Genomic DNA, 25,505 nt, shown 5'->3' on the forward strand with positions numbered 1-25,505 from the left:
GGGCTCGGGCTGGCGGGCGGCCTTGCGGGCGCCTTCGCGAGGGCGCTCGCGCACCCAGTCCTTTCCCGCTCGGTCTCTTAGCCTTCCCAGCGGGTTTCCCAGAAGGCGACGGCGCTGGCGGCGGCCACGTTCAGGGAATCCACGCCGTGGGCCATGGGGATGCGCACCGTGTAATCGCAGGTGGCGATCGTGGCAGGCCGCAGGCCGTCGCCCTCGGTGCCCAGAACCAAGGCCAGCTTGTCGGCGGCTTTCAGGCGCGGGTCGGCCACGGAGATGGAGTCGTCCGACAGTGCCAGGGCCGCGGTGGCGAACCCGGCGTCGCGCAGCAGGGCCGCGCCCTCGGCGGCCCAGTCGCGGTCAGTGCCGATGCGCGCCCAGGGCACCTGGAACACCGTGCCCATGGCCACGCGCGAGGCGCGGCGGAACAGCGGGTCGTGGCAGGAGGGTGTGAGCAGCACCGCGTCGATGCCCAAAGCCGCCGCGCTGCGGAAGATGGCCCCGATGTTCGTATAGTTCGTGATGTCCTCCAGCACCGCCACGCGATGGGCACCGGCCAGCAGGTCGGTCAAGGCGGGCTCGGGTGCGCGGTGGAAGGCGCAGAGGGGGCCGCGAGTCTCCTGGTAGCCGGTGAGGGCCCGCACCTCCTCGGTGGGGGCCACGATGACCGGCGCCTCGGGGGCCGCCGCGCGAATGCGATCGAGCAGCGGCGCGGCGGCCCGTTCCCAGCGCGCGTCGGTCAGCACGGCGAAGGGGCGGTGCCCTGCTGCGAGGGCCCGCTCGATCACGTTCACCGATTCCGCCACGAACAGTCCCGCGGACAGACGGTCGGGAGCGCCGGTGGGGTCGCAAGCCCGAGCGAGGCCCACCAGCTGCTTCGGGTCGCGCAGCTCGCCGTCGGTCATGGTGGCGAAGGGGGCCAGGTGCGCGCGGGCGCGCTCGTCGGCGGCGGGGAAGGTGGGTTCCATGGGGCTCCTACAGTTTCGGGTTCTTGGCGATGGACGCCGGAACCGACGCCAGGTACCGACCAGGATACACGATGAAGCCCAGGCTGCCGAGGCGCGACAGCCCCGCCATCAGGGCCACGGGCGCGCCGAAGCAGACGAGCGCTCCCAGCCCCAGACAGGCCCAGGGCGCCACCGGCGGCACGCCGAGGCTGACCAGCAGGAAGAACAACAGCCGCAGGCACAAGGGCGCCATCAGCCAGAAGGCCATGGTGTAGCGCGTGGCAAAGCCGTAGAAGCGGCTCTGCATGCCCGAGCGGAACAGGGTGGAGAACAGCGAGACGACCCACATGATGCCGATGGCGTCCAGGATGGCATGGGACGCTTCCCCGATCCAGCCGGCCGTGAAGGTGATGATGCTCGCGGCGATCCACAGAGCCCCGAGCGCCCAGGCCTTCTCGCGGCTGCGCATGAGGGGCAGTGCCCGCAGAAGCGCGATGGCGATGCCGCCGGCGAACCAGATCCAGTTCTCCGCTACCGATGAGACGGCGTAGGGCAGGGCGGCGGCCGCAGGCGCTGTGCTCGGCAGCGTCCACAGCGCTACGATGGCGATCTTGCAGATTACGGCGGCCAGCACGATTCCGTAGGCGTTGCGGCGGCTGATGGGGGTGGGGGTGATGGCGTACAGCAGAAAGCAGGTGTAGAAGTAGCCGAGCGGGGCCACCGGTTCCAGGAGCAGGGCACGGGCCGCTTCGGGCAGCGTGAGGGTGCGCGCAGTGCCCGTGAGCGACCCGGTGGCCAGGCCCAGCAGGGTGAACACGGCGAAGGGCACGAGCAGCACCACGGCCTCGCGGCGCAGGTTCAGTGCCCAGGCGCGGCGGGTGCGCACGGTACGGTAGCGCTGGTAGAGGTACCCGGTGCAGAAGAAGAACACGGGGAACTGCAGGGGGAACAGGCAGTCCTGGGCCCAACGGGCCGCGCCCGCGTCGGGAATGGCGCCCACGCCGGCCGCGAAGGTGAGCAGGCTGCCCAAGGCGATGAGCAGGGCTGCGGTGGCCTCCAGGTTTCGCACCCAGGTGTCGTGGGGATGGTCGATGCCGTGGCCGTGCATTTCCTGGACGGCATCGGTGCGCGGGGATATGTTGAGGAAATCAGTCATAGGCCTCTCGGGTCTCACGGTAACATGGGCGGCCTATCCTAGGGCATCGGCGGCGGGAACGTTTGCCCAACCATTACCTTTTCGGGTACGCGGCGACGGGATCGCTTGCGACGGCGGAGGGCGCGGAAGTCGGCGCAGGCGGGGAAGGGGCCGGGATTGGTGCGGGCGGCACGTCGGCGGCGGGTGTCGCGGGGGTTGCGGGCACCGTCGCCCGCGCTGCAGGCGGGAGGGGCTCGGAGCCGTTGACGAGCTGCTCGAATTCCCGGCGGCGGCTCACGCCGGCTTTGCGGAAGATGTTCGAGGCATGGAACTGCACCGTGCGCGGCGCGAGTTGGCAGCGCTCGGCGATGTCCTGGTAGCTGCACTGCTGCAAGATGAGCTGGGCGACGGTGGTTTCCCGCGGTGTGAGGCCGAGTGCCTCCAGGCGCTGCCGTTGTCGGGCGACCATGTCGCGTCGGCGGCCTTTCCGCAAAAATGCGCGCAGTTGTGTTGCCGCGAAGTGAAGGAGAGAGATGTGGTCGTTCATGATGGCTCCTTACCGGGGTGGGAATCTCCGCCCGCATTCCCATCCTAGCACTGCAAGACCGCTTCGATGCGTTCCCATATAATCGTTTATCATCTGTTTATATATAGTGTAAGCGTGTAATCTTATCTCTCAAGAAAAGTCGATGAGCTCGGGAATCTTCCTGCCGGCGCCTGCAGAAGATGTGGGTGCGTCGTTGGGGAACCGTGGACTTTCTCGGTAAGTAAAGGGAGGGCCGCGCGTCCATGGTAGGATTTTGCGTCGCCCTGCGCTGGCTCGCTGCGCGGGCAGAAGCGTTGTCGCGGATGCGCCGCGGCATTCCCGAGAGTAAGGTGCGAATTCGGCATGGATATGTTCATCGAGATTCTGAAGGCGTTCTTCATCGGCGTGGTGGAGGGCATTACCGAGTGGCTGCCCATCTCCTCTACGGGCCATATGATCCTCGTGGACGAGTTCGTGCGGCTGTCCGTGTCGCCCGAGTTCCTCGAGTTGTTCTTGGTCGTCATTCAGCTGGGCGCCATCATGGCCGTGCTCATCCTGTATTTCCACAAGCTGAATCCCTTCTCGCCCCGCAAGACCGCGCCGGAGAAGCGCGGTACCTGGCGACTGTGGGGCATGGTGGCCATCGGCTGCGTTCCGGCGGCGGCCATCGGGCTGACGCTGGACGACTTCTTCAACGAGTACTTCTACAACGCATGGACCGTGGCTGTCGCCCTCATCGTGTACGGCGTGGTGTTCATCCTGCTGGAGCGCCGCAACCGCCGGCGCGAGGCGGCCTGGCTGGCTTCCCGTCGGCCTCGCGGCGCCCACGAGCGCGTTTCCGAGGTGGGTCCGGGCACCGACGGCGACGATGCCGAGGCCGCTCTGTTCCGCGTGCGCACCGTGGACGAGATCGATTGGAAGACGGCGCTGAAGATCGGCTGCTTCCAGATGCTCGCCATCATTCCCGGTACCTCGCGTTCCGGCTCCACCATCATCGGCGGCATGCTCTGCGGCTGCTCGCGCACGGCGGCGGCCGAGTTCACGTTCTTTTTGGCCATTCCCGTCATGTTCGGCTGGGGCGTGCTGAAGCTGATCAAGTATATCCTGGCCATGGGCCTGGCCATGACCGCCACTGAGATCGCGGTGCTTATCGTGGGCATCCTCACGGCGTTCGTGGTGTCGGTCATCTCCATCAAGTTCCTCATGGGCTATATCAAGAAGAACGACTTCACCGCCTTCGGTGTGTACCGCATCATCGTGGGCATCGTGGTGCTGGCCTATTTCGGCGTGAAGGTGCTGCTGTAGACGGTCGCGCGGGCGCGTCGGCCCCGGTACATAGGGGCGGTTGCGGCCCGTTTTAACGGCGGGATGTGAGGCCCACTCTCTCCATGAAGGCGATGAACTCATGGTCAGCCGGGGTGAGAGCGCGGTCTTTGCGGAAGCACAACGAGAAGCCCCAGGGCATGTTGATGAGGGGAATGCCCCGGATGCCCCTCATCTCAATCGGGTCCACGCAGGCCCGTGTGGTGATGCCGATGCCCTTGCCTTGGGCGGCGCATCGCAAGGCCATGAACATCTCGTCGACCGCTTTTAGGCGGGCTCTCGGGATGCTCCTTCGCACGAACTCGGAGAACAAGTTCGCCCACTCTGGGTCATTGGAGGGAAATATCAGCTGAAAGTCGGCCAGGTCGTCGTTTGCGATGGTCTCGTTCCCGTACAGGGGATTGGTGTCGGGAACCCAGGCGAAGGGGCAGTCGGAATAGATGGGCACCTCGGCAAGGTCGGGATGATCGATGGGGTGGGGCAGCAACCCGTAGTCGTATTTTCCGCTGATCACTTCTTGGATGCCGAGGTAATCGGGCATGAGGTCGATGCCCTTCAGGTGCACCGAAGAAGGTGCAGAAGTGGGCCTACGTGTTCTTCGGCCTGGTGTACGTGCGCCTGGTCAGCATTCTTCTGCCCTCGGCGTTCCACGGCGGCTCGTCAGCGCAATTGTCTATCGCGATTTACACGATCCTTTTTAGCGTCTATGTGGCACTCGGAATTCGCCGGGCCGTAATTGATCGAAAGGATGGGGTCCGAGGTTGAGCGACGATTCGCGGTTGCTCCTGAAGCTCTCATTTTGCCTCCGGTGATTCTGTCAGGGACATTTCTATGCTAGAATACCAAATGCTTGGTACCAAGCGCTTGGTAGGGAGGACCTATGACGGAGCCAGCGAAGATGCAGCCGCAGCGGATCAAAGTGTCCCGTAAGCGACAGATCACCATTCCCGCCCGGGCGTATCGGGATATGGGCTTTACCGAGTACGCCCTCATTGAGCAAACGGACGAAGGGCTGCTCATCAAGCCGCTCGCCGTAGAAGACGAGGGGGTCTCGCTCGATGTGCTCCGGCGGCTCGTCGCCGAGGGCTACGAGGGAGAGGCGCTCATCGAGCGCTATGCCGCCGTCTGCCCGCACGTGATTCGGTTCGAGGACGCAAGGGCGACCGTGCCGGGGAACGGCGGCGCGAACGCGGCATCGGGGATCGGCGGTGCACGGGCGGCGGGGTTTGCAGGCGAAGGTGCGGGGGCTGCCACGCCCGCGAGCAAGGGCACCGCGAAAGTGCCGGTGCCGCCGGATGGTACCCCGGAGGAGGAGAGGACGCGGGTGCTCGACGCCGTGGCACGGGAGTGCGCCCGCTTTGAAGCCATTACGCGCGGCTATGTGTTCGGCTCCTTTGCGCGGGGGGATTTCGTCGCCGCGAGCGACGTGGACGTTCGTCTGGAATACGACCAGGAAGCTCCCTTCACGCTGTTCGAGGTGGCTCAATTCCAGAAACACCTGGAGCGGGCCTGCGGACGTGCCGTCGACGTGGTGACGGCCAAACAGGTGAAGAACGCCAACCTCGCCGCCGCCATCCAGCGGGAGAAGGTGCTGGTCTATGAGCGCTAAGGCCACCGATCTCGCTCGGGTTCAAGAGATATTCGACCTTATCATGGAGACGCAGGGGCAGATCGAGCGCCTCGGCATTACCGAGCAGCGCTTCAAAAGCCCGGCTACGGATGCCGATCGCCTTTTCTCTGAGGCCATTATGGGGCACGTGCTGCGCGTTGCCGAAGAGGCGGGATCGCTGAGCGATGAGGCACTGGGCCATTACGCTTTCGAGCGCCGGGCCATCAAGGGCGTGCGCAATCGGCTGGCCCATGCCTACGGCGACGTGGACGCTGATGTTATCTGGAATGTGGTGCAGGATGATTTCCCCAAGCTGCTCGAAGGCTGTCAGGCCTACTGCGATCACCACGGCCTGGAATTGGAAGTATCGGATGTCTGATCGTCGCTGGTGATGGGACGAGGTGGCGCTGCTGCGATGGCTCGCTTCGTCTTGGGCCGATCCGATATTGCCCCTTGAGAATCGATGGGCCAGTGCCAGTGCTATACTGACGGGAGTTTGGTGGGAGGGAGAGGGCGGCATGGGGCGCATGGGCAGCGAGGCGTTGTTGGCAGCGGCGGGGTATGGATGCTCGCTCGCTTTAAGCGCGCTGTCGTTTTGGAGCCCGTTGTCGCTGGTTCCCTCGGCGGTGTCTCAGGAGGCGCCGAGCTTTTACTTTTTGGTCCATTTCGGTTTGGTGCTGAGTTTCGTTATGGTGATCATCGGCCACTTCGGTGATGGGACGCGGGTGCCGCGGGTGCTGTTCGCAGCTGCCTTCGTGCTGCTGGTCATGGGATTTGCCTTGTCGGCCAACAGCTTGGGCGGCGCCTTCGATCTGCCTGCGGCGGTGCTGTCGAGCGGGGCGTTGTGCACGGGGTTGGGATCGGGTTTCGCGCTCATGTGCTGGATGCTCGTGTTCGAGCGCTTCGCTCTTCGGTGCGCTTGGATGGTCATGGTGGCCGGCTCGGTGTTCGCTGCTGTGCCCACGCTGACGATTTCCTTCTTACAGACGGTCAATCCGCTCTCGTTCTCGTCGCTCGTGCTGATTCTGCTTCTGCTCAGTCTGGTGTTTCTGGTGCTGGCCATGCAGGGAGGCGGGGCAGCCGCGGCAGGGAGCGCTGTGCCGCTCGCGGGGACGCAGGAGTCGGCGCCCCTGCCTCGGGAGGCTGGCCGCGCCGATGACTCCCCGTTGTCATCGCTGCGCCGGGTGGGTGCTCATTTCGGACTGGCCCTGGCCTGCATCGTGGTGCTGGCGTTGTTCCAGCCCCTGCTGGATGCCTCGGGCCTGAACGCTGGGCTCTCGTCCTGGGGCAAAACGCTGCTTTCCCAGGGAGGCAACATCGCCGGGGCCCTGGCGATGCTGGCCGTGGGCCGGGTAACTCGGTGGCGCATCGACGTGCCGCGCATCTTCCTTTGCGTGACACCGGTCTTCGCTACGGTCTGCCTGTTCTTCCCCTTCGTGAGCGAATGCTACTGGTTCATTTTCTCGTTCGTGAGCATGCTGCTGTTCTCGGTGTTGTCCCTGGGTGTCATGCTGAGCTGTCTGCAATTTGCTTCGAAGAAGACGGCGCCGCTGCTGCTTACCTACGGCGTGTTGGGATTTTGCCTCTATGCGCCGGGTCTGATCGGCATGGCGGCGGGTCAGGTGACCCGCCAGCTGTGCGGTTCGTCGAAGCTGGTGCTGGCCGTGGCTTTGCTGCTGATGGTGGGTATCTGCGTGGCGCTGGCCCTGTGCATCGGTCGCCGCCTGCTGGATGGAGGGAGGACCGACCATCTGCGCAACCCGTTGCCGCTGTCGAACCCCAACGACCAGAGTGTCGGCGAAGGGCCGCCGGCGCCCGTTGCGTCTGCGAGTCTTGAAGCTGCCTGTGTGGCGTTGGGGGAGGGCTTCAACCTGACGGCCCGGGAAGGGGAGATCCTCACGATGCTCGCCCATGGGCGCAACGTGCCCTTCATCGCCGAGACGCTCGCTCTGTCTTCCCACACGGTGCGCGGCTACGTGAAATCGCTGTACGCGCGCCTCGATGTGCATTCGCGCCAAGAGCTCATCGACCTCGTTGAGCAACGGTTACCTTCGAGTAATTTCAACGAGTAACCGTCTGACCAGGTAGTTTTCTACCCCCTACTTTGAGGGGTGGGAAGGTTTTCGCCCCAAACGCCCCGTGGTGGGGCTACCGTCAGCGGAGGGCACCTCGCTAGCATGGGGCCATCTTGCTGGAAATCCGTTCAGCGAGGTGGTCTTAAGGAGGGAACTTCCATGGAACTGAATCGACGCGACTTTCTCAAGGGTGCCGTAGTAACAGGTGCGCTGGCTGCGGGCGGCGCGCTAGCCGGTTGCGCGCCGGCCGCGAAAGAAGGCAATGCCGCGAACGGGACCGCAGCGGCACCGGCCGAGGGTGCCGCTTCCGAGTACCTGACGGCTGCGTCGGCCACGCAGAAATGGGCCTTCGAGATTCCGCCCGAGCCCATCACCGACATTGCCGAGACAGTGGAGGCCGACGTGGTCGTGGTCGGCGCCGGCACGGCGGGTCTCGTGACGGCTTACTCGGCGCTCCAGCAGGGGCTGGACGTCGTGGTGGTGACGGCATCTTCTATCCCCATCTCCCGCGGCGGCTCGAACAACGCCATCTACTCCAAGCAGATGGAGAAGGAGGGCTTCCCGCGCCAGGATCCTTACTTCATCCTGAAGGAGATGGCCGAGAACTCCAACAACGTGGACCAGCGCAAATGGTACCGCTACTACCATAATAGCGAGGAGGCCATGAACTGGATGATCGACATCATGGAGGGCGCGGGTTTCCAGACGGGCATCGAGCGCACCTCGAACATGGTAGAGGACAGCTTGTTCTACCAGGCCCCTGCAGCTCACGGCTGGATCAACGCCGAGAATCAGGCGGTGGGCATGACTCAGCCCTTCGTGGTGAACACCCTCTCCGAGAAGATTCAGGCTGAGGGCGGCCGGGTGCTCTTCAAGAACATCGGGCGCCAGTTGGTGCGTGGTGGCGTCCCCAACGGCACTACGGGTCGCGTGACCGGCATCGTTTGCGAGCGCGAGGACGGCAGCTTCGCCCAGTACAACGGCACCAGGGCCGTGGTGCTGGCCACGGGCGACTTTTCTTCCAACCGCGACATGATGGCGAAGTACGCGCCCCAGGCGCTGGATATGGTGGCCGATGAGGTGTACGACACCGTGAACTACGACAAGGAGTTCGTGTTCGGCGGCTTGTTCCCCGGCGACGGCCAGCGCATGGGGCTGTGGGTCGGCGCGGCGTGGCAGAAGACCTTCCCCTGCGCGCCCATGGGCGCCACCATTAACGCGGGCACCACGCCGAACGCCTACCAGAACTTCTGGGGCCTCTTGGTGAACCGCGATGGCCAGCGCTTCATGAACGAGTACTGCTCGAACATCTTGGGTGGTCGCGCTCAGACGCTGCAGCCGGGCGGCGAGTCCTTCGCGCTGTGGGACGTGAACTACTCGAATTTGCCCGACTGGTATCCGGGCCAGGGCGGCTACGGCATTCTGGAGAAGCTCGCGCCAGAACAGGTGGTAGAGCTGTGGGAGGATTCCGTGGCTTCGGGCGCCTACATCAAGGGCGACACGTTGGAAGAGGTGCTCGAACAGGTGGGATTGCCGGTGGAGGAGACCATAGCCACCATCGAGCGCTACAACGAACTATGCGAGGCCAAGGAGGACACCGACTTCTTCAAGCGACCCGAGAACCTGTTCCCCATCAAGACGCCGCCCTTCTATGCGAACAAAGCGGCTGGCACGCCGGGCTTGCTGACCATTCTGGGCGGCCTGCGCACCGACGACAACATGCGCGTGTGCGATGCGGATGACCATCCCATCGAGGGTCTGTACAACGTGGGCACTATGGTGGGCGACTTCTATTCCGGCTTTTACACCTTCCAGGTCGAGGGTGTGAACTATGGCGCATGCTGCCTTACCTTCGGATACCTGACGGGCAAGTTCATCGCCGAGAACGAGTAGTATTCGCTCGGGATAGGTGCTTGACGGCGCATAAGTTGGGCCTTCCTGCCGTGGGGTAGGGAGGCCCAACTCGTGGAAAGGTGACAGTTCGGTAACCGAACAATGTCAGGGATGTTGCCTGGTCAACTGATTGTTTTCAGGTGAGGTGACGGGGATGTGCCAGGGCATTGCCGCCTTTAGTATGGTGCCCGTACAGAGGAGATGCCTCGCCAGGGCGCATCCGCGGGGAGGGCGGTGGCGCTGAACGTGAGAGCGGGCGGGGCATTGCAGGCGCTTGAGGATAGGAGTTGTCCCATGGAGAAGTTTTTCGGTATTGTGCGGTCGAACAATTTGGTACAGGCGGTGCTGTGCATCGCGTTCGGCCTGTTTCTGATGATCTATCCGTCCATCACCATTCAAGGCATTATCATGCTATTCGGCGTGGCCCTGGCGCTCATGGGGCTAGCGGGCCTCGCATCGTACTTCCGCCAGCGTAGCGTGCGCTACCGCAACACGGGCACGCTGATGACGGCGGTGTTCTATCTGATCATCGCGCTCATCGCGTTTGTGTTCCCGAAGGTGATCGCCGGGTTCTTCTCGGTGGTGCTCGGCGTGGTGCTTATCTTGCTCGCCATTGTGAACGTGGTGCGCGCCGTGGGGCTGCGCTCGTTCGGTAGCAGCATCTGGATCGCCGTGCTGGCGGCGGCCGTAGTGGTGGGCGTCGGTGGCGTGCTCATCGTGGTGAATCCCTGGGGCGCCTCCATGACCTTCGTGCTGGTGCTGGGCGCGGCCTTCATCGCCAACGGCGCGGTGGATCTGTTCATCGAGTGGTACACTCGCGATTCAGAGAAGAAGGCCGATCTGGCGATGCGCCCGCGCTAGGGTGTGCTCGTCGCGGGGCCGGGGCGCGCGGCGCGGAGCGTCGCAGCGATGCTTTGCCGGGCCGTTGCGCTGGCGTTCCCGCTGTTTCCGCATTCCGCTGGCTCGCATTCGATTTTGCCGATGGCGGCCCGTCGCGGGCTTCTATAACTTAATTGCCCCATGACCCCTGCTTGCGCGGGGGTCTTTGCTATCATGGACGCCACGCGAGGGCCGTCTGCGCCGCGTGGGCGCGCCGGCCATGCTCGTTCAAGTTTTGGTACACGAAAGGAAAAGCGATGTCTGAAGAGAACAGCAATCTTGCCGAGATTCAGAAGCATCGTGAGCAGATCGACGCCATTGACCGCGAGATCGTCGCGCTTTTGAACAAGCGCGCCGGCCATTCGCTGGTCATTCGCGGTCTGAAACCCGGTGCGCATATGGGTCTGTACGACGCGCGCCGCGAGGAGGAGATCTTCGCGCGGGTGGACAGCTACAACGAGGGGCCGCTGTACAACGAAAACCTCCGCGAGATTTATGCCACCATCCTCAAGATCATGAAGGAGGCGCCGTCCGTATGAGCGAAGTGAAGATTGCCCCCATCCCCGATCTCGGCCAGCGCACCGACGAGATCACCATTTACGCCGGGCCCTGCTCGGTGGAATCGGCAGAGCAGTTCAACGAGGTGGCGGAGTGCGTCGCCGATCTCGGTCTTTCCTGGATCCGCGGTGGCGCCTTCAAGCCCCGCACCAACCCGCACTCCTTCCAGGGCTTGGGCGAAGAGGCGCTCAAGATCATGAAGGCCGCCGGCGACACCTACGGCCTGAAGACGCTCACCGAGGTCATGGACTCGGCCCACTGCCAGCTGGTGGCCGATTACGTGGACGGCCTGCAGGTGGGCGCCCGCAACTTCCAGAACTTCAGCCTGTTGAAGAAGATCGGCCAGGTGACCGCCGAGAGCCAGCAGATGGTGCTGTACAAGCGCGGTTTCGCCGGCACCATCGCTGAATGGCTGGCCGCCACCGACTACATCACCGACTGCGGCAACAACAACGTGGTGCTGTGCGAGCGCGGCATCCGCACCTTCGAGACGGCCACCCGCTTCACGCTGGACATCGCTGCGGTGCCGGTCATCCACAAGCAGTCGCTGTATCCGGTGTGCATCGACGTGTCGCACCCGGCCGGCCAGCGCGACCTGGTGCCGGCCCTGGCGAAGGCGGCCGTGGCGGCTGGGGCCGACTCGCTCATGATCGAGGTGCATCCCAACCCGCCGGTGGCCCTGTCCGACGGTCCCCAGCAGCTGACCCCGGCCCAGTTCCGCGAGCTCGTCGCTGAGCTGCGCGAGTTGGCCGCCTGCCTGGGCAAGAAGATCGTATAACGCGACTTTTCGTTGTAGGGAAAGATGGCAAAGCCCCCGACGACACCGCTCGTCGGGGGCTTTTTCTGCTGCACAGCGGTTCAAGCGGCCGCTTCCCGAGGGGCGGCCGCTTTCGTTGCTAGGAGGGCTCCTGCACCCCGACGTCCGCCATCTTAGGAAGGGCGGGGCCGCCGTCGGCGCCTCCGGCATGAAAGCGCCGTGCGAGTAGGAGGCCAAATCGAGGTACTTCTCGTAGGTTTTCCGCATGTAGAGGAAATTTGTCCGATATCCTTCCGAGAAAACCGCAGGTCAGAGTAACGCTCCCTGTTTGTTTGCGGTATCGAATGACGAGAAATGCTTCATTTTGTCCATTTAGGGCGCAACGCCGAGCGCCTCGGTGCTGGCGGCTATCCGCTAAGGAGGGTCGCATTATGAGTAAATCGATCAGCGCAGCGCATTCTTGGTGAACGGAAATTTGTTACCGAGAAGAAGACGGGCGCTCGCTAAACTGTCTCCCATGCGAGTTTTCTTCTACGGCATATCGTCCTTTTCCTACTGGATGTCGGTTTCCGATCGGCCTCCGCTGACGAGCGCTGTCGGCGCTGAGGCGCTGAAGCACTGCGTTCCCCATGCGCAGGTCATCGGCTATCTGCAGAGGCTGTTTCCTCAGATTCCGCAGCCCTATCATGTGCTTGTTCGCGATCATCGCAAGAGTCCCGTGCCGCAGGCGGTCACCCATGTCTCGATCTTTTCCTATCGAGAGCGGCCATTCGCTCGCATTGCGGACGGTGTGTTCTCGAGCAGTCCTGAGCTTTGTTTTGTGCAGCTTGCCGTGGCGCTGCCTTTCCATGAGCTGGTTAAAGCGGGGGACGCTCTGTGCGGAACCTTCTTCATCGATCCGACCTCTCGCAATGGGCTTGGCGCGCGCAGCCCGCTTACCTCCAAGAAGCGCATCGAGGCGTTCGTGCGACGCCATCCGGGATTGCGCGGGGCGAGCGCCGCTCGATCGGCGTTGAGGTTTGTGGTCGATGGAGCTGCGTCGCCGCCGGAGGCTTTTCTCTGGTCTCTGCTGAGCATCCCCCATCGCTATGGCGGCTATGCTATTCCCGATCTTGCCATGAATCGCCGGATGAAGCCGAGCAAGAGGGCGCGCAGGATCGCGGGACGAGAGACGCTCGTACCCGATATAAGCCATTTCAAGTCCCGCCTGGCCATAGAATACGATTCAAATTCCGAGCACCTTGATCCGTGTCAGATAAGCCTGGACGCTTCGAAGCGTCTTGCGCTCGAGGCCGACGGCTTCAAGGTGATTTCGGTTACCGCGAGGCAGCTGGCAAGCGCTTCCGCGATGAAAAACGTCGCCGAAGAAGCCGGCAAGCGAGTGGGGAGGCGCCTGCGCATTCGTGGCAAGGGATTCAAGGACGCGCATCGGAAGCTATACGGAGCCGGCTGGTCGCTGCGGGACTATCATCGCTGCGAGTGGCGGGAGGGCGTTTTCGTTGATCGGAGCTTCGATGAGTCTGCTTGCGAAGGTGCTTGAGTGCCAGAGCGGGGATCTTGTGGCCAATTGAGGGCACTTCTCGTCGTTTTTTCAAGGGAAAGATGTCTCAGGTGTTTTGTGATCTGGGGAAACGGTGCCCTCATTGAGGGATCGAGAGCCGTTGCCCTTTGCTTGATTACGAGAAGTATCCGATTTTGGCCAAACTGCTGGAGCTCGCTGGCCCGTTGGCGGGCGATGGGGAAATTAGGGGCTTGCGCGATCAGGTTTCTGTGCTAAAGTACACGCAGCAATTGAATATACCTTAAACCGATGAGGCGAAGATCAAGCCATCCGGGCACTCACAGAGAGCGGGCGCAGCTGAGATTCCCGCAGAACGCCAGAGGGTAAATGGATCGCCGAGGGAAAGGGGAAAGGCCCACCGCCGTTTGTTCCGGCGAGGCCGAGTATCTGGACCGTGAGCCTGCGTTAAAGGCAGAGCGGGTGTTGGCCCGTTCATGAGAGGGTTCGCTTCGGCGAATCAATTAAAGGTGGCACCGCAGATCAAGGGATCTGTCCTTTAAGCGAAGGACAGATCCCTTTTTTGTTGGGAAAAGCCGGGAACCTCTCAAGGCGTCGGATACGGGGCAATTGCTGACACAGGAAACGCTCGCAGGCGCGAGCACGAGGGGCAGCAGGGAAGCTGCCCGAGAAAGGACTGATTGACATGGCAGAACTCCGTATGACCGCCGACGCCGAGAACGCTCCCGCCCAGGCCGGCGGCGCCAAGCGCACCGTCGCCGCGACCGAGAAGAAGGGCCTGCAGGTGCAGGATCTCATCCTGGTGGCCGTGCTTCTGGCCGCCGGGGCCGTGCTGAAGCTGACCGCGGGCAGCCTGCTCGCCTCCTTCGGTATGAAGCCGAATTTCACCATCGCCGCCTACTGCCTGGCCATCATCATCATTCGCCCGAATGTGGCCCAGTCGCTGGCCATCGGCCTCATCGCCGGTTTGGTGTGCCAGATTCCGATGTTGAACGCCACGCCGCTGCTCAACATTCCCTCGGAGCTTCTGGGCGCGCTCGCCTGCGGCCTGCTCATCCACGTGCCCATGAAGATCGGCGGCAAGCTGGACGTCAACCCGCTCGTGAACACCTTCATCTCCACCTGCGTGTCCGGCTTCACCTTCGCGGCGCTGTCCGTCTACATCAACGTGGTGTCCGTAGGCGGCGACTTCGCCGTGGCCATGGCGGCCTACGTGGCCATCGTGCTGGGCACGGCCACGTTCAACTGCATCTTCGTCCAGGTGCTCGCCATGCCCCTGAAGAAGGTTCTGAAGAAGTAAGTAGGCTATCGAGGAAGAGTAGCTATGATCGAGTTCAAAGAGTTCAGTTTTCGGTATCGGGAGGGGGAGGCGCCGGTGGTGCGCGACATTGCGCTCTCCATTCCCGATGGGTGCTTCGTGGGCATCACCGGGGCCGCGGGCAGCGGGAAGTCCACCCTCACCTATGCCATCAACGGCATCATCCCGCACTGCTACCCGGGCGACTTCTACGGGTCGGTGACCGTGGAGGGGCTCGATACGGTGGAGGCGTCGCTTACCGACATCTCACGGGTGGTGGGCAGTGTGTGCCAGGACATCGATTCGCAGATGGTGTCCACGGTGGTGGAAGACGAGATCCTCTACGGCCTCGAGAACTTCGCGGTGCCCAAAGACGAGATTCCCGCGCGGGTGGACGAGGCGCTTGCCGCCATGGGCATCGTCGACTTGCGCGACCGCACTATCGACAGCCTGTCGGGCGGCCAGAAGCAGAAGGTGGCCGTGGCCTCGGTCATCGCCCTGCAGCCGCGCGTGCTCGTGCTGGACGAGCCCACCGCCGAGTTGGACCCGGCCTCGTCGGTAGCCGTGTTCGACCTGCTCGCCCGCTACGCCCGCGAGCACGGCACCACCGTCGTGGTGGTGGAGCAGAAGATCGCGCTTCTGTCCGATTACGCCGACATGCTCGTCATTGTGGACGGGGGGTGCATCCGCTTCGCCGACACGCCCGATGCGGTGCTGGCCCACTCCGACGAGCTTTTGGCCCTCGGCGTGAATGTGCCGCGGGCCACCACGCTCATGAACGCCTTGGGTGCCCAAGGGCTCTATGGCGGCCCGACGGTTCGCAACGTGGCCGGTGCCGCTGCGGCGCTGAAGGAGGTGCTCGCATGATCGAGTTCAAGAACGTGTCGGCCTCCTACGACGGGGAGCTCGCGGTGCTGCGCGACGTGAGCTTCACGGTGAACGACGGCGACTTCGTGGCCTTCGTGGGCACCAACGGCGCGGGGAAATCGACCACCATGCGCCTGGTCAACGGGCTTCTGAAACCCACGGCCGGCGAGGTGCTCGTGGACGGCGTGCCCACCACCGCGCTGAAGACGAGCGAGCTGGCGCGGCGCATCGGCTTCCTCTTCCAGAATCCCGACCGGCAGATCTGCTGCAACACCGTGCGCGAGGAGCTGCTCTTCGGCTTCAAAGCGCTCGGCGAGGAAGGACCGGCGGCCGAGGAGCGGGTGGACGCGATCATCGAGCGCTTCGGCTTCGACGCCGACGCCGAGCCCTATCTGCTGAACCGGGGCACGCGCCAGCTTCTGGCACTCGCCTCCATCATCGTGCTCGCGCCGCCCACCATTATTCTGGACGAGCCGACCACCGGCCTCGACTTCCGCGAGTGCGTGAAGGTGATGGATGTCGTGCGCGAGCTGAACGAGGGTGGCACGACTGTCATCATGGTGTGCCACGACATGGAAGTGGTGGGGGATTTCGCCCGCCGGGTGATCGCCATGACCGACGGGCGAGTGGTGACCGACGGCGCCACCTTCGACGTGCTGCGCGACGGGCGCGTGCTGAAGGAGGCGCACATCCTGCCGCCCCAGGTGACCGAGGTGTCCATGATTCTCGGGCGCGATGAGGGCTGCGCCGCATCCATCGCCCAGGCCGATACGGTGCCCCAGATGGTGGCCGCCATCGCCCAGGAGCTGCAGCTCGAGGGCCGGGCTGCTGCCGAGGCCGCAGCTCTGGCCAACGACGTGGCGGCGGCTCTCTCCGCCGAGACGGTGGCCAGTGCCGCGACTGTGGTGGAGGCGAAGGCGATGCCCGGCGATGCCGGTGCGGACGGGGAAGGGGGCCGATAATGGCGAAGTTTCTGGAATACGTGCCGGGAAACAGTTTTCTGCACCGCATGAACCCCTCGGTCAAGCTCATCTGCGCCGTGCTGTTCGCCATCGCCTGCTTTGCGACGAGCAACCTGGTGTTCCTGCTTGCGCTGTTGGCCGGGGCGCTTGTCTTGGCCGCCTCGTGCGGGCTCGGCCGCGAGACGGCGGGGCTGTGCCGGGCGGTGTTCGCGTTCTCGCTCATCCTGGCGGTGGTCATCCTGCTCACCACGCCCCACGGCGCGCCGCTCGTGCCGCTGCCCTGGGGCTTCATCGGCACTGGCAGCCTGCTGGCGGCCCTCACGGTGATCGTGCGGCTTACGGCCGCGGCCATTCCGCTGTTCCTCGTGTTCTACGTGACGAAGATGAACGACATCACGAACTCGGCGGTGAAGCAGCTGCATGTGCCCTACAAGTACGCCTTCACCTTCACGAGCACGGTGCACTTCATTCCGGTGTTCATGAACGATATGGCCGGCATCATGGAAGCGCAGACGGCCCGGGGCGTGGAATTCGACGGGTCGCTCGTGAAGAAGGTGCGGCTCATGATTCCGCTGTGCGTGCCGCTGCTCGTGAGCTCGGTGCGCAAGACGAACTCGGCCGCCATCGCCGCCGAGGTGCGCGGCTTCAACCTGCGTACCCGCGAGAGCGGTTACAAGGACTACCCGCTGGGTGCTGGCGATTGGAGCGCGCTGGCCGTGTGCGTGCTCGTGCTGGCAGCGGCCATCGTGCTCGCGGTGCTGGGAACGTCGCTGGGGTAGGGCTGCGAGGCCGCTTCCCTGGAGGAGCACGCGGCGCCGCGCTCGCGGTCCTGTGGCGCCCGCTTTCTCCCTTGATTCGGAAATATATTGCCGGCTTGTCAAGCGGCAATATATTTCCGCTATACTATAGGCATTATTCTGCCGCTTCATAATCGGTGGAATAGTGCCCATTTTTTGCGACGCGCAAAGGACGTGCGATGGAAAAGCCTCGGTTCTCCCAGGAGATCGGACAAAGCGTGCAGGCCCGCAGGACCTCATTGGGTCTCACGCAAAAGCAGCTGGCGAGCATTGCGGGGGTATCGGAGAGGCTTGTTCGCTCGATCGAAGCGGGCGACGCGCAAGGCGTGGGCTTGACGAAGCTGGAGGCTGTGCTGGCCCCACTCGGCTTAGAGCTGAGGCTGGAGGGCACCGGTTGCTCGAAGGGCGAAAGCGGCCCGTCTGCTCGTTTTCAGGACGATGAATACGAGATGCTCCTTCAATTGGCGGTGGATTCTTGGAGAAGCGCAGGTGACCATCGTGGATAACCTGGCTGTGCTCATTGCGGGGCGCCGGGCCGGAACGATTCGGCAAGCCTATGACGGTGCGCTCTCCTTCTCCTATGAAGGCAGCTACGATGCCGTCCCGCTTTCCCTGTCGATGCCGATCGATGGCGCAGCGTTTGGCGATAGGGTGGTGCGCCCCTTTCTGTTCGGCCTCTTGCCCGACAGCTACGATGTCAGGAGAAGTTTGGGACATGAGTATGGGGTTTCTCCTGACAATCCGTTTGCGCTGCTCGCCCGCATTGGGCTTGACTGCCCCGGCGCGGTGCAGCTCTGCGGGGAGGATGCGGTCGATGATCTGCTCGAGCGCCAGGAGACGCTTGCGGCGATGACGGACCATGAGGTCGCTCTCCGCCTCAAGCAAGGACGCGGCAATGGGGCCGCTCGGTGGGAAACCGATAACGAGCGCTGGTCCCTCGGCGGTCAGCAAGCGAAGTTCGCCTTGCGTCGCGAAGGCGACGGGTGGTACAGCTGCGAGGGGGCGGCTGCCACGACCCATATCTTCAAGCCGGGCATCTCGGACTTGAAGTTGAGCGCACTCAACGAGTATGTGTGCCTGAAGCTGGCGGCGGTATGCGGCATTCCGGCGGAGCAAGTCGATTACCTGGTGTTCGAAGACGAGCCGGCCATCGTCGCTGCGCGCTATGATCGGGTGCGCGATGACGCGGGCCGGGTGCGGCGTCTGCACCAGGAGGATTTCTGCCAGGTTCTGAGTGTGCTCCCGGAACGCAAGTATCCTGAGGAGGGCGGCCCCGGCGCTCGCGATATCGTTGGAGTATGCAGTCGAACGGGCTCTGCTGCGGCCAACATCTCCCAGTTCATGGCCATGCTTTTCTTCAACTACCTTATTGGTGCGCCTGATGCCCATGCTAAGAATTACTCGCTGCTCCATGGACGAGACGTCTCGTATCTGGCTCCGCTCTACGATGTGGCATCGCTTTTGCCCTATGCCGAGCGTCCCTTCGACATCAAGCTGGCCATGGGCGTGGCGGGGGAGAACCGCGTGGGCCGCTTGAGCGCGCGGCGGCTGGGCAAGTTCGCCGATGCCAACGGGCTGGGGGAATACGGCTTGACGGGCGACGTGCTGGCGGAGCGGCTGGCGGTCTTGGCGGGGAAGGTGCCCGCGACGCTTGAGGCGGTGCTGGTCGAGAACGGGAAGCTTTCAGGCGTTGACGAGCTGGGAAGTCGCTTGTTGCCTTTGGTGGCGGAGCTCTGCGAGCGCTCGGCGGCACGGCTGGGCTAGGGCCTGCGCGCCGGCGATTGGGGCGCGCTGGCCGTGTGCGTGCTCGTGCTGGCAGCGGCCATCGTGCTCGCGGTGCTCGGGCTCTAGCGCAGCGAGAAGTACTTGCCGAGCTTCACGCTGAGGGGGCCTTGGGTGAGCAGAAGCTTGGCGATGACGAGCAGCGCAATGCCGGCGCCCAGGGCGATGAGCAGCGCCGGCAGCCCGAAGGCGGCCGCGGCGATGGCCGCTGCGGCGACCACAACGACGATGAGCGCTCCCAGGGCCCGGTGCACCGTGCGCGAGAGGCGGTGCCAGATGGCCACGGGGAAGGGCGAGGGCGTCACCTGCCCGGTAAGCGTGCTTCCGCACAGGGCGCAGCGGTCCGCGTCCCCGGTGTAGTCGAGATGGCAGCGGTCGCAGTGCCTCATGGGCGGTCTCCCTTCGCGCGCTCGCCCAAGCGCCCCTGGTCGCGAGCGGGTGCCGCCACCTTGTGCTCCTGCCACGTGGCGCCGATGGCAGCGAGACGCTCTTCCAGGGCCGATTCCCGTAAGGCGGCGTCCACCTGCTCGCTGCTCTTGTTGAGGTTCGCCTGGCCATGCAAGCCCTCGGCGGCCAGCACGTCCACTAGATGCCGCGCCGCCCGCAGGCTCACGAAGCGGCTGGAGACGCCGATGCACAAATCATTTCCGCAGGTGCACAGGATGAAGTTCAGCCCGGCCGGCGAGGTGAGCGCGCTGATGCCCTCCACGTAGGGGGTCACCGCGTCGTCCAGCTGCACGCGTCCCAGGCTGGATACGGTGCAGGTCACCTCGCGGGCGGCTCGCCAGGCGGCGAAGTCGAGGGCCGCGTTCTTTACGATGAGGGGCACCGCGCGCACGAGCGGGTTCTTCTCCAACTTCACCATGCGCATCATGCGGCGCTTGAGCGAGGCCGGCTGGGTGCCCGCGGCCAGCTGCTCCTGCACGCGGGCGGTCACCTCGGCCAGAGGCTCGTCGGCATCCCCCGGCACGTAGGTGACGTAGGCCAGTCCGAAGAAGTTGCGCAGGGTGGTGGAGCCGAAGAGCGCGCGCAGGTCCACGGGCACGTCCATGTGGATGGCGCGCTGCCGTTCGGCTCCGTGCATCTCGCGGCGCAGGGCGCAGACGACCGCCGCCACCAGGTAGCTCGTGACGGTGGCACCGCAGGCCTTGGCGGCGGCGTGCACGGCGTCGGCGGGGTAGTGCAGCTCCAGATAGGTGGGATCCATGTCGGTCTTCCAGCCCGTCAGGCGGAACACCTTCGGCTGCGCATCGGCGCCGGCGGCGGCGCGGTCGTAGTGGGCCGAGAAGCTGTCCTCGGTCTTGGCGGCCTCGGTGCTGGCGTAGGGCGCCCGGTCGACGGCAACCTTGTAGTGCGCTTCCACGTAGGCCGCGAGCAGCACCCTCACGAATTCCAAGGTGCCGCGGCCGTCCGAGATGATGTGGGACACCTCCACGTTGATGCGCCGACGATAGTAGGTGACGCGGAAGAGCACGCTTGCGGGCCCGGTGTGCAGGCTGAAGCACACCGGCAGCGTCTCCGGCTCGACGCGGGGCGGCACGGGCGCGGGTACCAGGTAGTGCCAGAACAGGCCGTTTCTCAGACACACGTTGAAGCCGGGAAAGAGCGCCACGGCCTCATCGAGGGCCTGCTGCAGGGCGGCGGCGTCCACTTCGTCGGCCATGGTGGCGGCAATGCGGAAGACGGTCTGGGCGCCTCCGCCGGCCTGGGCTGCGTAGAACTTGCCGACGTTGTCTAGTCGGTACCAAGCAGGGGCGTCCATGGGAGCTTGCCTTCGGTGGGGATGGGATCGCCGTCGAGGAAGTGCGCGATGAGCCGGTAGGTGTCGCGCACGAGCGAGAGCACCGAGGGGTACAGGAAGTAGCCGTGCACGCCGTCGGTCATGCGGAAGCAGGCCACCTCGCCTCCCTCGGCATCGAGCCGGGCCGCGAAGGCCTCGCCCTCGTCGCGCAAAGGGTCGTACTCGGCAGTGATGACCAGCGTGCGGGGCATGTCGGCCAAAGACGTCGCGATGAGGGGCGCGAAGCGGGAATCGTGGAAGTCCTCGGGCGCGCGCAGGTACAGCTCGATGTAGTCCACGATGGCCTGGCGGGTGAGCAGGTAGTCCTCGCCGTTGTCGCGCACCGAGTCGAACAGGGTGCTCTCGCTGTGGTCGTTGTAGGTGAGCGGGTACAGCAGAATCTGCGTGCGGGGCGCGAAGTCGCCGCGCTCGCGGGCCAGAAGGCTCACCCCGGCCGTGAGGTTGCCGCCGGCCGAGTCGCCCATGAGCACGATGTGCTCGGGATCGGCATCGGGGATGACCTCGCCGGCGAACAGGGCCCGGGCCACGGCGTAGCAGTCCTCCAGCGGCACGGGGAAGCGGCACTCGGGGCTGCGACGGTAGTCCACGGCGATGACCCGGCGCTCCAGCTTCAGCGCCGTGCGCATGCAGGCGTCGCTGTAGAAGTCCACGTCGCCGTTGGCCCAGCCGCCGCCGTGCATATACAGGATGGTGCCGCGATGATCCTCGTTCACGTGGAGCCCCGCCTTCAGCGAGAAGTCGATGTCGAGCGGGGTGAACACGCGCAGGGGTATCTCGTAGCCGTCGGGGGCGGCCACGGTGGTCGCGTCGATGCGACAGCGCGGGTCGGCGATGGTGAGCTTGCCGGCGGCGTCTTCCACCTTGCGCTGGGCATCCCACGAGGAGGCCACGTCGGGCTGCACGAGCGTGATGGCCTTTATCACGGCCTGGACCACGGGGTTCATGGGCATGGCTGCTCCTTTACTCGTTGACGGTGCGTAAATGATGAGGCCCATGCTAAGCGATAAGGCCTTCCGACGGCTACCGCCGGAAGGCCTTGGCATCAAACGGTTAACGGAGCGACACACGGCCAGTCTTTCGAGTTCACGATGCGTGAATGCGCAGGGTTCGGTATGCGCTGGTGGAGGCTGGCAGAAGACCCTGCGGCGCCTTCTGCTGGCAAACCGATGGGCGCAGGTGGGAAAGCGGGAGTCTGTGAACATCTTGTGGAGGTCGGTGTGCTGCGGCGATGCGGAGCGCGAAAGTGCCGCTAGCATAGCCTCCCCACCTTGACGTCGGTGTTTCTCACGCCTCCGACCTCTCAGGTTTCCCGAACGGGGCCGCCGCGGCCGAGCCGTTCGCATGAGACGAAACCTTGGAAGAGGAAGGAGCGGGACGTGACGGCGCCCACTATGCCCCTGCGGGCCAACGACCATCACCAGGCAAACGATATCGAAGAGGCGGAGCGTGCTCATCTTGCGGCGGTGCTCGGACAGGTGCGCGCCGCCGTGGCGCGGTCCGGGGCCTTGGCCGCGCGCACCGAGGAGAGCCATCGGGAGGCCGGCGCGCAGCTGGCCGCCTCGCGCGGGGAACTTGCTCCGGAGGAGGCACACCTGTCGGCCTTCGAGCTGAACCGCCTGGACGCTCAGGCCGCCGTAGCCGCCCGCTCGCACCGGCGCTTGGAGAAGCTGCTGGCCTCCCCCTACTTCGCGCGGGTGGACTTCCTCGATGGGGATGACGCGGACGGCAGGGCGTCGGGGGCGGCTGGCCCCGGCGCGGACCCCGATGCATCGCCTGGCTCCGGCGCGGGCGGCACGGTGCCCGATGGCGGCGCCCCCGAGGTGACCTATATCGGGCGATTCGCCTTTACCTGGGAGAACAAGGCCGTCGTATCCGATTGGCGCAGCCCGGTGGCGGCGCTGTTCTACGATTTCGAGCCGGGCCCCGCGGCCTTCCAGGCGCCGGCGGGCGAGCGGCGCGGAACCCTGGTGCGCAAGCGGCAGGTCGCCGTGGAGGAGGGGCGGCTCGTCTACGCCGTCGATTCCTCGTCGAGCGTGCGCGACGAGGTGCTGGCCCAGGCGCTTTCCCGCTCGTCGGATGCGAAGATGCACGACATCGTGGCCTCCATCCAGCGCGAGCAGAACGCCGTCATCCGCGACGAGGCGCCGGGCACGCTTGTCATCCAGGGGGTGGCGGGCTCCGGCAAGACCTCCATCGCCCTGCACCGGGTGGCCTATCTGCTCTACCGCCAGAAGGAGCGGCTCTCCTCGCAGTCGGTGGCCATCCTGTCGCCGAGCCGGGTGTTCTCCGACTACATCTCGGGCGTGCTCCCGGAGCTCGGCGAGGAGCCAGTGCGCTCGTGGAGCCTGCACGAGCTGGCGAGCCTGCTTCTGGAGGGCATCGCGAAGGTGGCGCCCGCCCGCTCGTTCGCCGACGAGGCCGACGCCGTTCGCGCCGAGCGCGCCCAGGTGAAGGGCACCGAAAAATTCGCGCAATCGCTTGCTGCGTGGCTCGACGGACAGCTGGCTGCGGGCGGGGCGCTGTTCGAGCCGCACGACCTGTCCGTCGGCGGGGATGTGGCCTGTGCCGCCTGGCTTGCCGAGCGCTTCTCGGCCTACGCGCCCGTGCCCTTCGAGGAGCGACTCGACCTCGTAGCGGGCGACGCCCTGGAGCTTGCCCACGGCAAGACCTTCGGCCGCTACGCCCACGCGATGCCGACTCGCCGCGAGCTGCGTCGCGCCTGCTGCGCATGATGCGCGCGAAGAACCCGCTTGCCCTGTACCGGCGCTTTCTGGCCGATACGGGCCGAAGCGCGCTTCTCAAGATGGCAGCGAAGGGCACGGTGGAATGGGAGGACTCCTTCCCGCTCGTGCTGTGCGCCTGGGCCTTCCGGGGCTCCGACGGCTTTGCCGCCGCCGCGCCAGTGCGCCACCTGGTGATCGACGAGATGCAGGATCTGTCGCCAGCGGCCCACGAGGCCGTCTCGCGGCTCTTCCGCTGCGACAAGACGCTGCTGGGCGACGCGAACCAGCTCGTGGACGGTCGCGTTGCCGCCCCTCCCGAGACGGTGGCGGCCCATTACCCCGGAGCCCGCGTGGTGCGCCTCATGACGAGCTACCGCTCCACCTTCGAGATTACCGAGCTGGCGCGGCGCGTGCTGCCCGTGGGCGGTCTGGTGGCGGTCGAGCGCCACGGCGAGGATCCCCGCTTCGTGCGCTGCGGGGACACCGCGGGCGTGCTGGCGGCGGTAGGTGCGGCGGTGGGGCGGTGGCGCGCGGCCGGGCGGCGCACGTTGGGTATCATCGCGAAGTCCGACTTTCTCGCCGCCCGCTACGCCGAGCTCATCGGCCGCGTCCACGAGGTCGCCCTGATCACCGACGAGACCGACACGTACCCGGGTGGCGTCGTGGTCACCTCGGTGCGCCTGGCCAAGGGCCTGGAGTTCGACGAGGCGGTGCTGCTGGACGCCGACGGCCGCCAGTACGCCACCGAGGCCGACCGCCATCTGCTGTACGTGGCCCTCACCCGCGCCATGCACGGGCTGACCATCCTCTACCGCGACGAGCCGAGCCCGTTTCTCGGGGATGTCCCGAGGGGGTAGCGCCGGCCTGCGCCTCGGGCGAGCGCGGCGGCCCTATTCCCCGCGCTTCTCGCGGTAGCGGGCCAGGGCGGCGTCGAAGCTGCCGACGGTGCGGCGGTAGTGCAGGGTGTAGCCGACGGTGATGGCGCCCAGGGTGACCAGGTAGATGACGGCGAAGGTGATCCAGGCTCCCAGGTTGTCAACGGGAAACCAGCCGCCCGCGGCCGCGCAGAGGGCGAGCACGGGCAGGGCCGTGATGCCGAAGCCCGCGATGCGCGCCGGGTAGCTCGGGCGGGTGAGCAGGGCCTCGGTGAACCAGAGCACCTGGAGCAGAGTGAGGGCGGCGCAGGCGGCGAGCAGCGACAGCGTGATGACGATGCCCTCGACCGGGCCGGCGAAGGCAAGGCCGGCGACGCACCACAGGGCCATGGCGGCGGTGAAGATCACGCAGGTGCGCGTGAAGGCGCTCTTTGCAAGGGAGTTCATGGGGTTTCCTTTCTCGAGGTCGCGCCGAGGACGCGACGGGGGGGTAACGTGAAGCGGGTCGACGGGTTCGGGTCGCGCCGCCCGTCACAGTCCGATCTTCTTCTTGATGGCCGGAGCGTATTGGCGCGAGGCGATGACCGATTCGCCGTTGGACAGCACTAGCTCCAGTCGGGCGTTCAGATAGGGGCGCAGGGCCCGCACGTGATCGAAGTTCACGAGCAGCGACTTCGATGCTCGCACGAACTCGGTGCCGGCGAGCTGGTCTTCCAGCCCGTAGAGTCGCAGGGGGCTCTCCAGCACCCGGTTGCGCCCGTAGAGGAAGGTGCGTCCGTCCACGGTTTCGGCGTAGAGCACCTCGGCAGCCTCTACGATGAAGGTGCTGCCATCGGCGGTGCCGACCAACCGACGATCGTCGGCGTTGGCGGTGGCCACAATAGCCCGCACGCGCCTGTCGATGACCGGGCAGCGGATATCCACCTCCACTTCAGCCAGGTCGCGCCTCTCTTCCAAAGTGAGTTTCACCGGTTCTCCTTTCCGTTCGCTCGACGGTGCCAGTGTGCCCCCGCGAGGCGTTTCGCGCAAGGCCGCCGGAAGCCACTTGCACGAGCGGGGCCGTGTCTTGCAACGAAGGGCGGATGAGGGTGCTGTGGGCGCAAGGGGGCGTTCCGGCCGCAAGAAGGGGGTGGGGGTGACGAAAAAGGCGGCCGGCCCAGGTTCCGTGTGGGAGCGGGAACCT

Annotated in this window: 26 protein-coding genes; 17 read left to right on the forward strand and 9 right to left on the reverse strand. The window is 65.2% G+C overall.

From position 1 onward, the window contains the following. Nucleotides 1-77: 77 nt before the first annotated feature. From G503_RS13755 to G503_RS0104785, 3 genes are all read right to left on the reverse strand, one after another. A complete protein-coding gene (locus G503_RS13755; protein WP_051190930.1) occupies nt 78-965 on the reverse strand; it encodes a TrmH family RNA methyltransferase in 888 nt (295 codons plus the stop codon). 7 nt (nt 966-972) lie between these two features. Next, nucleotides 973-2,100: a hypothetical protein gene (locus tag G503_RS0104780; protein WP_028026682.1), complete on the reverse strand. Its 1,128-nt coding sequence runs from the start codon at nt 2,098-2,100 to the stop codon at nt 973-975. Nucleotides 2,101-2,173: 73 nt separating this feature from the next. Continuing rightward, a complete protein-coding gene (locus tag G503_RS0104785) occupies nt 2,174-2,626 on the reverse strand; it encodes a helix-turn-helix domain-containing protein (RefSeq protein ID WP_028026683.1) in 453 nt (150 codons plus the stop codon). 348 nt (nt 2,627-2,974) lie between these two features. On the opposite strand from G503_RS0104785, the gene G503_RS0104790 reads away from it, so the two are divergent. Continuing rightward, entirely contained in the window at nt 2,975-3,910 is a 936-nt protein-coding gene (locus tag G503_RS0104790) for an undecaprenyl-diphosphate phosphatase (protein WP_084636291.1), read from the forward strand. Nucleotides 3,911-3,962: 52 nt separating this feature from the next. Here G503_RS0104790 and G503_RS0104795 read toward each other — a convergent pair whose 3' ends face one another. Next, nucleotides 3,963-4,469, reverse strand: coding sequence for a LysR family transcriptional regulator substrate-binding protein (locus tag G503_RS0104795; protein WP_156891931.1), 507 nt, complete (start codon nt 4,467-4,469; stop codon nt 3,963-3,965). 339 nt (nt 4,470-4,808) lie between these two features. Here G503_RS0104795 and G503_RS15550 point away from each other — a divergent pair, with 339 nt between their 5' ends. The 14 genes from G503_RS15550 to G503_RS0104880 all read left to right on the forward strand — a co-directional run bounded on the left by G503_RS15550 (nt 4,809) and on the right by G503_RS0104880 (nt 18,905). Then, nucleotides 4,809-5,537, forward strand: coding sequence for a nucleotidyltransferase family protein (locus tag G503_RS15550; RefSeq protein WP_051190931.1), 729 nt, complete (start codon nt 4,809-4,811; stop codon nt 5,535-5,537). Further along, on the forward strand, nt 5,527-5,916 hold the full coding sequence (locus tag G503_RS13770; protein WP_035021754.1) for a HepT-like ribonuclease domain-containing protein: 390 nt from the start codon (nt 5,527-5,529) through the stop codon (nt 5,914-5,916). The genes G503_RS15550 and G503_RS13770 overlap by 11 nt, the downstream gene beginning before the upstream one ends. A 139-nt stretch (nt 5,917-6,055) precedes the next feature. After that, on the forward strand, nt 6,056-7,609 hold the full coding sequence (locus G503_RS0104820) for a response regulator transcription factor (RefSeq protein WP_028026687.1): 1,554 nt from the start codon (nt 6,056-6,058) through the stop codon (nt 7,607-7,609). A gap of 162 nt (nt 7,610-7,771) precedes the next feature. Beyond that, entirely contained in the window at nt 7,772-9,505 is a 1,734-nt protein-coding gene (locus G503_RS0104825) for an FAD-dependent oxidoreductase (RefSeq protein WP_028026688.1), read from the forward strand. Between the two features lie 294 nt (nt 9,506-9,799). Beyond that, entirely contained in the window at nt 9,800-10,366 is a 567-nt protein-coding gene (locus G503_RS0104830; protein WP_028026689.1) for a DUF308 domain-containing protein, read from the forward strand. A 275-nt stretch (nt 10,367-10,641) separates the two neighbouring features. Next, a complete protein-coding gene (locus G503_RS0104835; protein WP_028026690.1) occupies nt 10,642-10,923 on the forward strand; it encodes a chorismate mutase in 282 nt (93 codons plus the stop codon). Beyond that, a complete protein-coding gene (aroF, locus tag G503_RS13775; protein WP_051190932.1) occupies nt 10,920-11,720 on the forward strand; it encodes a 3-deoxy-7-phosphoheptulonate synthase in 801 nt (266 codons plus the stop codon). Before G503_RS0104835 ends, aroF begins: the two co-directional genes overlap by 4 nt. A gap of 496 nt (nt 11,721-12,216) precedes the next feature. Further along, the gene (locus G503_RS0104845; protein ID WP_028026691.1) at nt 12,217-13,239 is read left to right on the forward strand and encodes a hypothetical protein; all 1,023 of its coding nucleotides are present in this window, start codon (nt 12,217-12,219) and stop codon (nt 13,237-13,239) included. A 664-nt stretch (nt 13,240-13,903) separates the two neighbouring features. Then, entirely contained in the window at nt 13,904-14,518 is a 615-nt protein-coding gene (locus G503_RS0104855; protein WP_156891932.1) for a hypothetical protein, read from the forward strand. A gap of 24 nt (nt 14,519-14,542) precedes the next feature. After that, entirely contained in the window at nt 14,543-15,382 is an 840-nt protein-coding gene (locus G503_RS0104860) for an energy-coupling factor ABC transporter ATP-binding protein (protein WP_028026693.1), read from the forward strand. Beyond that, complete coding sequence (locus G503_RS13780; protein WP_084636284.1) at nt 15,379-16,344, forward strand: energy-coupling factor ABC transporter ATP-binding protein; 966 nt, start codon at nt 15,379-15,381, stop codon at nt 16,342-16,344. The genes G503_RS0104860 and G503_RS13780 overlap by 4 nt, the downstream gene beginning before the upstream one ends. After that, complete coding sequence (locus G503_RS0104870; protein ID WP_028026694.1) at nt 16,344-17,123, forward strand: energy-coupling factor transporter transmembrane component T family protein; 780 nt, start codon at nt 16,344-16,346, stop codon at nt 17,121-17,123. Before G503_RS13780 ends, G503_RS0104870 begins: the two co-directional genes overlap by 1 nt. A 197-nt stretch (nt 17,124-17,320) precedes the next feature. Further along, nucleotides 17,321-17,647 (forward strand): helix-turn-helix domain-containing protein, encoded by a 327-nt coding sequence (locus G503_RS15555; RefSeq protein ID WP_051190933.1) that lies wholly within the window; start codon nt 17,321-17,323, stop codon nt 17,645-17,647. Further along, nucleotides 17,631-18,905, forward strand: a complete 1,275-nt coding sequence (locus tag G503_RS0104880; protein ID WP_028026695.1) for a type II toxin-antitoxin system HipA family toxin — start codon at nt 17,631-17,633, stop codon at nt 18,903-18,905. The genes G503_RS15555 and G503_RS0104880 overlap by 17 nt, the downstream gene beginning before the upstream one ends. An 83-nt stretch (nt 18,906-18,988) precedes the next feature. On the opposite strand, the gene G503_RS0104885 is transcribed toward G503_RS0104880, so the two are convergent. From G503_RS0104885 to G503_RS0104895, 3 genes are read right to left on the reverse strand one after another with little or no spacing between them, the layout of a single operon-like run. Then, nucleotides 18,989-19,312, reverse strand: coding sequence for a hypothetical protein (locus tag G503_RS0104885; RefSeq protein WP_028026696.1), 324 nt, complete (start codon nt 19,310-19,312; stop codon nt 18,989-18,991). After that, nucleotides 19,309-20,685, reverse strand: a complete 1,377-nt coding sequence (locus G503_RS13790; RefSeq protein ID WP_051190934.1) for a phthiocerol/phthiodiolone dimycocerosyl transferase family protein — start codon at nt 20,683-20,685, stop codon at nt 19,309-19,311. The genes G503_RS0104885 and G503_RS13790 overlap by 4 nt, the downstream gene beginning before the upstream one ends. After that, entirely contained in the window at nt 20,658-21,674 is a 1,017-nt protein-coding gene (locus G503_RS0104895) for an alpha/beta hydrolase (RefSeq protein WP_028026697.1), read from the reverse strand. The genes G503_RS13790 and G503_RS0104895 overlap by 28 nt, the downstream gene beginning before the upstream one ends. A 426-nt stretch (nt 21,675-22,100) precedes the next feature. Here G503_RS0104895 and G503_RS15560 point away from each other — a divergent pair, with 426 nt between their 5' ends. Both G503_RS15560 and G503_RS15565 read left to right on the forward strand, forming a co-directional pair. Beyond that, on the forward strand, nt 22,101-23,456 hold the full coding sequence (locus tag G503_RS15560; RefSeq protein WP_051190935.1) for a helicase domain-containing protein: 1,356 nt from the start codon (nt 22,101-22,103) through the stop codon (nt 23,454-23,456). A 71-nt stretch (nt 23,457-23,527) separates the two neighbouring features. Further along, nucleotides 23,528-24,304 carry an ATP-binding domain-containing protein gene (locus tag G503_RS15565; RefSeq protein ID WP_169628143.1) on the forward strand — a complete coding sequence of 259 codons (777 nt, stop codon included), beginning with the start codon at nt 23,528-23,530 and terminating at the stop codon, nt 24,302-24,304. A 33-nt stretch (nt 24,305-24,337) separates the two neighbouring features. Here the strand turns inward: G503_RS15565 and G503_RS0104905 are convergent, their stop codons facing one another. Continuing rightward, complete coding sequence (locus G503_RS0104905) at nt 24,338-24,769, reverse strand: hypothetical protein (protein WP_028026698.1); 432 nt, start codon at nt 24,767-24,769, stop codon at nt 24,338-24,340. Nucleotides 24,770-24,853: 84 nt separating this feature from the next. Then, complete coding sequence (locus G503_RS0104910) at nt 24,854-25,291, reverse strand: LytTR family DNA-binding domain-containing protein (RefSeq protein ID WP_028026699.1); 438 nt, start codon at nt 25,289-25,291, stop codon at nt 24,854-24,856. Between the last annotated feature and the right edge of the window lie 214 nt (nt 25,292-25,505).

This window comes from Adlercreutzia mucosicola DSM 19490 (assembly GCF_000422625.1).
GTDB classification, from domain to species: domain Bacteria; phylum Actinomycetota; class Coriobacteriia; order Coriobacteriales; family Eggerthellaceae; genus Adlercreutzia; species Adlercreutzia mucosicola.